General features: G+C 64.6%; 8 protein-coding genes. 1 reads left to right on the top strand and 7 read right to left on the bottom strand.

Going from position 1 to position 6,000, the window contains the following annotated elements; translation table 11 throughout:
• Window positions 1-526: 526 nt before the first annotated feature.
• Window positions 527-805, top strand: a complete 279-nt coding sequence (locus ACWDUN_RS23190) for a hypothetical protein (RefSeq protein WP_449932353.1) — start codon at window positions 527-529, stop codon at window positions 803-805.
• 22 nt (window positions 806-827) lie between these two features.
• Here the strand turns inward: ACWDUN_RS23190 and ACWDUN_RS23185 are convergent, their stop codons facing one another.
• The 7 genes from ACWDUN_RS23185 to ACWDUN_RS23155 form a co-directional block, all read right to left on the bottom strand.
• Window positions 828-1,136, bottom strand: a complete 309-nt coding sequence (locus ACWDUN_RS23185; protein WP_449932352.1) for a hypothetical protein — start codon at window positions 1,134-1,136, stop codon at window positions 828-830.
• Window positions 1,133-2,440, bottom strand: coding sequence for a hypothetical protein (locus tag ACWDUN_RS23180; protein ID WP_449932351.1), 1,308 nt, complete (start codon window positions 2,438-2,440; stop codon window positions 1,133-1,135). The genes ACWDUN_RS23185 and ACWDUN_RS23180 overlap by 4 nt, the downstream gene beginning before the upstream one ends.
• A gap of 5 nt (window positions 2,441-2,445) precedes the next feature.
• The gene (locus ACWDUN_RS23175) at window positions 2,446-2,790 is read right to left on the bottom strand and encodes a hypothetical protein (RefSeq protein ID WP_449932350.1); all 345 of its coding nucleotides are present in this window, start codon (window positions 2,788-2,790) and stop codon (window positions 2,446-2,448) included.
• Window positions 2,790-3,182: a hypothetical protein gene (locus ACWDUN_RS23170; RefSeq protein WP_449932357.1), complete on the bottom strand. Its 393-nt coding sequence runs from the start codon at window positions 3,180-3,182 to the stop codon at window positions 2,790-2,792. The genes ACWDUN_RS23175 and ACWDUN_RS23170 overlap by 1 nt, the downstream gene beginning before the upstream one ends.
• Window positions 3,183-3,345: 163 nt before the next feature.
• A complete protein-coding gene (locus ACWDUN_RS23165; protein ID WP_449932349.1) occupies window positions 3,346-3,822 on the bottom strand; it encodes a hypothetical protein in 477 nt (158 codons plus the stop codon).
• A gap of 197 nt (window positions 3,823-4,019) precedes the next feature.
• Complete coding sequence (locus ACWDUN_RS23160; protein WP_449932348.1) at window positions 4,020-4,667, bottom strand: hypothetical protein; 648 nt, start codon at window positions 4,665-4,667, stop codon at window positions 4,020-4,022.
• A gap of 289 nt (window positions 4,668-4,956) precedes the next feature.
• Window positions 4,957-5,955 (bottom strand): DUF4192 domain-containing protein, encoded by a 999-nt coding sequence (locus ACWDUN_RS23155; protein ID WP_449932347.1) that lies wholly within the window; start codon window positions 5,953-5,955, stop codon window positions 4,957-4,959.
• Window positions 5,956-6,000 lie beyond the last annotated feature (45 nt).

Raw genomic sequence — 6,000 nt, 5'->3', positions numbered from 1 at the left:
CCCCCCGCTTCGCGGTGGGGAGACCCCCGGCTGACGCCGGGGTGAAGCATCCGCCGGCTTCGCCGGCTATACCGTAGATTGCTGAGTTATACTGTGCTGCAATCGTTTTCGAGCATCGGGTTATCCGCCGTCACGCTCCGCGTGACTTTGAATGTCACTGTCTTGCAGATTGTTTCGCGCTTCGCGCTCAACACCTGCATGCTTCCTCGTTTCCATTGTCTTGCAGTCACTTTCGGAATGCTCCGCATTCCTTTGTCATATCTACAGTGTAGCAACAGTTTTCGGGTTTCCGCCACCTTCTCAGTACAGCCTTATCCGGCTATCTCCATTGCCGTCCAATCAATTACGTTCCACTCTTCGACCACCGTCGCTACACCCTAGCGCTACTTCCCTCATGCCAATAACGCTTATCGCTGGTCTCGACGTCTGCACCCCCATCCGCCAGCACCCCCCACGCTGGCTCCGCCAGCCCGCCCAGCGAGAAAGTCGCCCGAACAGCGACACTCTCGCATGTAACGTCAGCCACATGAGCGACATCAACGCCTGGGCGTATGACGACGATCGCCTCATTGCCGACCTTCGAATCGAGTCCGCCGGGGTGCGCGCCATTGGACACCGCGTACTGGAGTGCACCGAGACCGTGGTCGGCGACGGCGCCGCGGCCGCGGACTTCCTTCGGGACCTTGCGGCCCAGATCGAGGCGATCGCGAACGCCGCTCAGACAACGGTGGGGCACGTTGCCGTGTACGGCGAGTCCATGCGGTCCGTCGATGCCATGGGCGACTGGTTGATTCGCGGTGAATAGTGATCGAGCGTGAGGCCGCGGTCTATCGCGTGGTGGTGCCAACCTGCGGCATCAGTGCGCCGACGCGTATGACGTCGTACTCCGACGTTGAGGCAATCTCTTCAGCATCGGCGGCGACTTGATCTGCGACCGCGGTGGCGTCCAGCACCGCCGCACGTAGCGACTCGCCCAGATCCTCATTCAGATAACAGCCGGCACTTTGGTGGGCTCGCAGCATGGACTTCACCTCAGCGGCTGTGTAGGTGATGTGACGCACTGTGGTGGTGGTCTGGGTGATCGTGTAGCAACCGTCGTCGTGACAGTGCGCAGCGCTGCTGTCGGCGAGGCTCACGGGTTGTCCTCCGTTGCACAGATCTCGAATTTTGCTGGTCGGGACAGGACGGTCTGGTCGACACCGTTGTAGACCTCGTGGGCTTTAACGGTGGCCGCGGCGATGGTGAAGCGCTGACCGGACTCGATGCCCAGGGCGCGGCTGGCGTTCCACACTATGGTGTGCCCGTCCTCGGTGATGGCTACCAGGAACGTCGTGTGGCCCCAATCGCCCTCTCGGTAGATCACGGTCTTGGCAGTGGCGGTAATGCCCTTGACGCGTTCACCGATCTCTCCAAGGTATCCGGCGACGACGGGGTGGGCTTTGCGTTCGGCCTCTATCTGCTGCTGGCGGGCGTACACCTTCACTAGCGAGCCCAGGATTCCGACGTTGCGCCCAGAAACCGTTTCCCCGCCCAGGAGCACGCGCAGGTTGCGGCCGTAGTCGCTGTCAGCGGCGGTCTCGGTCACGGCCGCCTTGATGGCGGCGATCAGGTCGATGTCGGCCAGATACTGGCTGGCCTCGGCGGCCTTGGCTCGGTAGTAGCGACGGTCGGCATCACGCAGGCCTTCGATGTTCGCGAACAGGCTGGTGCGGACTCTGCTGACGGTGGAAATCTCCGAGTACATTCCTGACGGCACGTAGGAGCGGCCACGGTCAGAGTGAGCGAACGCGAATGCCAGCACTGCGTCGATCGAGGCACCGTAGTGTCGTGGACCGACCCCACCGTCGATGTCGTTGTGGGTGAGGTCTTCCAGTTCCTCGTCGAACGTCAGAGACCACAAGCCTTTCGGCCGGACGCCGGTGTAGAGCTCGATGCAGGAGTGCCCGAGCTGCAAGATGGTTGCGTCACGCTCATCGCGCACGAGGTAGAGCCGGGACCGGCTGCGCTCGACCTGGCAGTGATCGCAGGTGTTGTCGCCACGCGGGCTGTATCCGTTGAGTTCCTGCCCGGGGGCCGAGTGCACGGTGATTCCCACCTGCTCGGGGACCAGGACGGCCACGAACGTGAAGTGGCCGTGCCGCAGGGTGAGCGGCCCGACGAGAGTCGCCCGGACCCAGGGCTCGACGATGTAGGCCGGTTCATGCTGGCTCATCACGGCGCGGTCGACGCGAACGGCCTTCTTGACCTCGAACTCTTCGTATTCGATCTCGAATCGCGCATCCAGGCCCGCGTGGGCCAACCGTTTGTTGGCTTTCGCGATCTTGGCCTTGAACGCTTCTAGGTTGTGGGCCGGGATCTCCCACGTCTGTGTCTGCTCGTCAGGCTCCGCCGCCCCGGCGGCGCACTGGCCATCTGTTCCGCGGGTGCTGTCTGTTCGCATGATCGTCACCACTGCGTCGGCGCATCGAGCGCGCGGACCGGCTGGGCGAACCACTGGCGCATGCTTGCTGCGGCTTCGTCGCTGTCGCCTCCGTTACCTATGCCGCGCCACACGACCGTGCCGAGCTGGGCTTCTCCTGTGCCGTCGTAGTCGGTGTAGTTGACAAGGGCGCAGTAGCGGGGCCGCTGCGTCGAGACAGTGAACTTGGCGACCACGCGGTTGGCTCCGCGAGTCCATTCCAAGGTGCCGTCGCTCTCGGGTTCGGCGATGCTCCAGCCCTCGCGCGCTGCGAGGCTGACCAGTTCAACCAGCGGGGTCACTGCGTTGCACGCCGGTGCTGCGGCGCCCATCAGGCGACCTCCTCACTGGTGAGGACTTCACGGACCGGTGAGGCCAATGCAAGGCGTTCAAGAGTGGCGATCTGTTCGCCTGACAGCCCGATCGTCCTACCAGCCTCGCGGCTGGTGAACACCGCGGTACCGAGGACGGGGAGAGCCTGTCCGAGCTGGGCCGCGATCCTGGTCGCGGTCGTGTTGATGACCCCGGTCAGTGCGGCAGGGTCGTGCCGGTCGATGTAGACCAGGATCTCCTCATCAGTCCACACATCGATCGACTCGGACAGCTCCGCCAAGGCGAAGATCCGGCAACCGATCTGGTAGCACAGCGCCGAGGCGGCGCTGTCGTGCTCGTCGAGCACTAGCGGCACCACCGACATCGCTCCGTCGGTACCCACCCGAACCATCACGGGTGAATTCTCGTCAATCACAATCATTTCCCCTTCTACTGGGAGTCCAGGGCCCGCCTTAGTGCTTGCCCCTCGTGACAAGTCAAACCCTACCGCCCTAAGCGCTCTCGCGGTAGGCAATCCGCAACGCCACAAGGCGAATGGGATCGGCCTGCCACTCCTACTGCTCATCCTCGGCGCTGGCGCGACGGTTTATCAATAGGGCCAACTCGCCGAGCACCGCTGCGAGTGTCACGTCTCCGGGATGCTCCAAGTCCAGCTCGTACTCCCTCCCGAGAAACTCCGTCCAGGCGCGTCCGGGGATAGACACCTCCTCGGCAGGTGCCGCCCACAGCAACCGTTCGATCTGCTCAGCAAGTGCCGCTGCACTATCGGCGATATCCTCACGAACATCAGCATTGTGCTCGTCGTGTTCCCGGTAGTCTCCTGCAGACACCGAATCCGAGTCCAGCACGCTAAGCCGGTCGAAGTCGGCCTGCAATGTCGTCAACGCCGGAAGCAGCGCAGCAGCTCCCTCACGCACGCGCTGAGCCAGCTGCCATGCAGCGCGACTGTCGTCACCGACGCAGCGGCGTTCCAGCTGCACCGCCATCGCCACCAGCCCGCCGTGTCCCGCGCGCTCTTCGGTGAAAGTCATCGAATCTCTCCCTCTTGTCAAACCTTCGGAAACCATGGGCCCGCCCAACCTGCTTGCCCGTCAACACTGTCGACACTAGCGACGCCCTCCGACATACCCAGCAAGGTCACGACCCCTCCCCACCCCTGTGCCGGGTGGGGAGGGGTGGTGCAGCAGTGGTGGACGCTGTTGGCGCAGCGCCCACCACTGCTCACTGCTCAGTCGTCGTCGACTCCCATAACCTCGTGGCGATTGATCGCCCCGTACAGTTCCCGACTGCTGAGTTCACTCAGTGCGTCCGCAATCAGCGCGTCGTCGACGTCGTCACTCGCAGCGTCCGCGCTGCTGGCGCTCACGCGCACCGTGACCCGCACGCGCGCCTCCACTTCGACGCGATACTCCCGCACACGCGCTCGCAGGCCCTGCTCACGCATGAACTCATCAAACCGGCTACACAAGTCGTTGTCATCAGCGTATTCATGTGCGGCATCGACGATGCGCTCCAGTCGCTCTCCATGAATGCGCAACTCGCGCTGCGCCGTGTCGCGCTCCTTAATCGCGACACGGCATGCCCACCACCCGGCGGCCACTGCCGAAACCCACTGGGGCATCACCCCCGCCGCCGCGCTCGGCTTCACCTTCACCTCCCACATGGACCCCGACAACACTGATCCCGCGCCGTCGAGCGGCACCACAGCGCACCGCCGCTCACCGGTCGGTGAACCGTCCTCTACGACCAGCCACCCCTGTGTCGGCCCGGCGTCACCTGGTACCTCCACCACCGAGCCCGACTCGACACCGTTGCCCAGCAGTTCGACCACCGGCCTCTCGGCAATCTCCGTCTCCGGTTCCATCACAGCAGTCACTTCGATTCCCCTTCCGTGGGAACTCTGCGGGCCAGCCGGTCGCGTGCCCGTCACCAGCGATTCTACCTGCCACGTCCGACCGTTTCACACTGAATCGCGTTGCGATACAACGTCTGTCTCTGAGATTCACCGACACCTCCCCATCCCTGTGACGGGTGGGGAGGTGTCGGTGACAGAACATGCACCAAGGCGTATGCGCGGCGCACCGATGCCCCCGCAGGGAGGTGACGAAATACCACTCACTGCCGGCGCCATCGGCACCGAGGCGCTCGTCACCTCCCTGCGCGGTTCAGCCCATCGGCGCCGGACGTACCTGTGCGACCACCTGGCGGATCTTGTCCGGCTCTAGGCCGGCCTCCAGCGACATCCGAAGCATGGCCGCCATCCGGTGCGTGGGAGCCTCGGATAGTGCCGCATCCACGGCTACACCGGCCAGTACACCGTCACCGCGCACGTAGGCCGATACCGCCAGCAGGGCCAGCGCCTCCGCACGCCACGCACCGGGCAGCACTCGCGCCAGCACCGTCCACAGATCTTCCGCAGCTGCCGCGGTCGCGGTGTCGGCCAAGGCGAACAGCTGATCTCGGACCGCGATGTCGGTCAAGGTGGCGCCGACGGCGGCCAGCTCGGCATCCGCAATGGCCGCACCCGCTGCCAGCCGACTCGCCACCGACGTCGCCGCCCGCACTGCTTCAGCCACGTCGACCTGTCCCGCGACCGCTGACTCGACGGACTCGACGGACTCGACGGACTCGACGGACTCCAGGATCGACGCGACCGCCCTCACCCGCACGGGGTCCAACGCGATCAACGCCTTGACCTCCGAACGGCTGCGATAAAGGCGCTGCCCGCTGGCAACCCTGATCGCCGCGATCTCCGACGCCATCGGGTCCCCGAGAGTTCCGGAAACCCCGCACCCGTCAGCACAGTGCCACTGCCCGCCGGCCTCAATCCGGTCGATGGCCAACACCGATAGCAGCTCAGTCCCACACTTCTGCAACGCCGCATCGAGCTCGCGCATCCACGCCTTGATCTCCTCCCCGCACATCGCGCAGTGCGCCTGATCCTCGGACACCACCACCGCCACGACGCCATCGGCAGCCCACACCGGCTGGGCTCCCACCATCATCGTCACCCCGTCCGCTCTCACATCGGCCAGATCGGCGCGCAACACACAACCCAGCGACCCCTCGACAACAGTCACCAGCACCAACGATTCACGCGGCGGGAATCCAAGAACAGGAGCGATGGCCTCGATGAGCTTGCCCGGTTCGCTGATAGCACGCATGACAGTTCCCCTCTCCATGGGATTGACGGGCCAGCCCGAACGCGT

The organism is Mycobacterium sp. NPDC003323, assembly GCF_053589535.1.
Note: the sequence above shows the minus strand (reverse complement) of the source record. Positions and strands in the feature narration are given on the sequence as shown.

Bases quoted from the DNA above. Each gene is read 5' to 3' on its own strand.
- ACWDUN_RS23190 (WP_449932353.1), top strand. From the start codon at position 527: ATGAGCGACATCAACGCCTGGGCGTATGACGACGATCGCCTCATTGCC.
- ACWDUN_RS23180 (WP_449932351.1), bottom strand. From the start codon at position 2,440: ATGCGAACAGACAGCACCCGCGGAACAGATGGCCAGTGCGCCGCCGGG.
- ACWDUN_RS23175 (WP_449932350.1), bottom strand. From the start codon at position 2,790: ATGGGCGCCGCAGCACCGGCGTGCAACGCAGTGACCCCGCTGGTTGAA.
- ACWDUN_RS23170 (WP_449932357.1), bottom strand. From the start codon at position 3,182: ATGGTTCGGGTGGGTACCGACGGAGCGATGTCGGTGGTGCCGCTAGTG.
- ACWDUN_RS23165 (WP_449932349.1), bottom strand. From the start codon at position 3,822: ATGACTTTCACCGAAGAGCGCGCGGGACACGGCGGGCTGGTGGCGATG.
- ACWDUN_RS23155 (WP_449932347.1), bottom strand. From the start codon at position 5,955: ATGCGTGCTATCAGCGAACCGGGCAAGCTCATCGAGGCCATCGCTCCT.